A 1,957-nucleotide genomic window follows, 5' to 3' on the forward strand; every position below is an offset into this window, starting at 1 on the left:
TTCATAATGATGTGTCAGTTGTTTTCTATGGTGAACGAATGACACGTGTTCTGGCAGTGCGCAGCGTGTTCCCGCCCCATCGTTATCCCCAGTCCGAGATCACGGATGCGCTCGCCCGCTTCCTGCCACCGGGCTCCGACACCGCTCTGCTGCGCCGCGTCCACGGCTCGGTGCGCGTGGAAGGCCGCCATCTCGCGTTGCCGCTGGAGCGGTACGGTCCGGGGAACGACTTCGGCGCGACGAACGCCCTCTTCATCGAGACGGCACTGGAGCTAGGCGGCCGGGCCCTCGAACTCGCCCTCCACGACGCCGGTCTGGCGGCCGGCGAGGTCGATCTGGTCATGTCGACCACCGTGACCGGGCTCGCGACGCCCTCGCTGGAGGCCCGTCTCGCCGCCCGCGCGGGTCTGCGTCCGGACGTACGACGGGTACCGCTCTTCGGCCTCGGCTGCGCGGCCGGCGCCGCCGGAGTGGGACATGTCCACGACCATCTGACGGGCCGTTCCGGCCACGCGGCCCTCCTGCTGTCCACCGAGTTCTGCTCCCTCACCCTCCAGTCCACCGACGCCTCGATGGCGAACCTGGTGGCCGGAGCCCTGTTCGGCGACGGCGCGGCCGCCCTGGTGGCGGTGGGCCGCGACCATCCCCTGCACCCCACCGGCGCCGGACCCGAGGTGGTGGCCGCCCGCAGTCGCCTCTACCCGGGCACCGAGCACCTCCTCGGCTGGGACATCGGCCATTGGGGGATGCGCATGGTGCTGGGCCGCGAACTGCCCGACCTGGTCAGGCTGCACGTGGCCGAGGAGGTCGAGGCCTTCCTCGCCGCGCACGACCTCAAACCCGCGGACGTCGACGCGTGGATCTGCCATCCGGGCGGACCGAAGATCCTCGACACCCTCTCGGACGCCCTCGCGCTGCCGGATGCGGCCTTCGCCGCCAGCCGGCGCTCGCTCGCGGCCGTGGGCAACCTCTCCTCCGCCTCGGTCCTGCACATCCTGGACGGCGTCCAGAGCGCGGGACCGCCCCCGCCCGGATCGGTCGGGCTGATGCTCGCCTTCGGTCCCGGCTTCGCTTCCGAACTCGTCCTCCTGCGCTGGTGAGCCCGATGATCTCGATCCCCGCCATGACCGCCCCCGCCTCCCTGACCCCCTACCTGCTGCTCATCGGGCTCGTCGGTGCCGAGCGGCTCGCCGAGCTGATCACGGCCCGCCGTCACACCGCGTGGAGCCTGGCCCGCGGCGGACGCGAGTACGGCCGCGGCCACTACCCGGCCATGGTCGCCCTGCACACCGCGCTGCTCGTGGGCTGCGTGGTGGAACCCTGGGCGGCAGGGCGGCCGTTCGTGCCCCTGCTCGGCTGGTCGGCCCTGGCCGTCGCCGTGGCCGCCCAGGGCCTTCGCTGGTGGTGCATCGCCACCCTCGGGAAGCGCTGGAACACCCGGGTGCTCGTCGTTCCCGGGCTGCCGCTGGTGGAGGCGGGGCCGTACCGGCTGCTGCGCCACCCCAACTACGTGGCGGTGGTGGCGGAAGGCGTCGCGTTGCCGCTGGTGCACACCGCGTGGATGACGGCGCTCGGCTTCACCGTGCTCAATCTGGTGCTGCTGCGCGTACGGATCGGCTGCGAGGACGCCGCACTGACCGACGGCGGCCGGCTGCGGGCGCCCGCCTCCGTCCCCGCGGCGGGCGCCGCCTCGTGATCGACCTGCTGATCGCGGGCGGCGGCCCGGCCGGACTGGCCACCGCCATCCACGGCGCGCTCGCCGGCCTCGAGGCCGTGGTCGTGGAGCCGAGGCCCACCCCCATCGACAAAGCCTGCGGGGAGGGCCTGATGCCGGGGGGCGTACGCCACCTCCGGGAGCTGGGCGTCGCCGTGGCCGGGCAGCCGTTCCACGGCATCCGCTACGTCGACGGCGTCAGCGGCCGTGGCGCCGAGGGACTGTTCCGGTCCGGCCCTGGAC

At 73.1% G+C, this 1,957-nt stretch carries 3 protein-coding genes; all 3 read left to right on the forward strand.

Translation table 11 applies throughout. The annotated features are described in order from the left end of the window. Positions 1 to 38: 38 nt before the first annotated feature. A complete protein-coding gene (locus ACWGIU_RS36795; RefSeq protein ID WP_453712421.1) occupies positions 39 to 1,100 on the forward strand; it encodes a type III polyketide synthase in 1,062 nt (353 codons plus the stop codon). Between the two features lie 5 nt (positions 1,101 to 1,105). After that, positions 1,106 to 1,696, forward strand: a complete 591-nt coding sequence (locus tag ACWGIU_RS36800; protein WP_453712422.1) for an isoprenylcysteine carboxyl methyltransferase family protein — start codon at positions 1,106 to 1,108, stop codon at positions 1,694 to 1,696. Continuing rightward, on the forward strand, positions 1,693 to 1,957 hold a 265-nt coding region (locus tag ACWGIU_RS36805; RefSeq protein ID WP_453712423.1), incomplete at its 3' end, for an FAD-dependent oxidoreductase. The genes ACWGIU_RS36800 and ACWGIU_RS36805, both read left to right, overlap by 4 nt.

Source organism: Streptomyces sp. NPDC054840 (assembly GCF_053611065.1).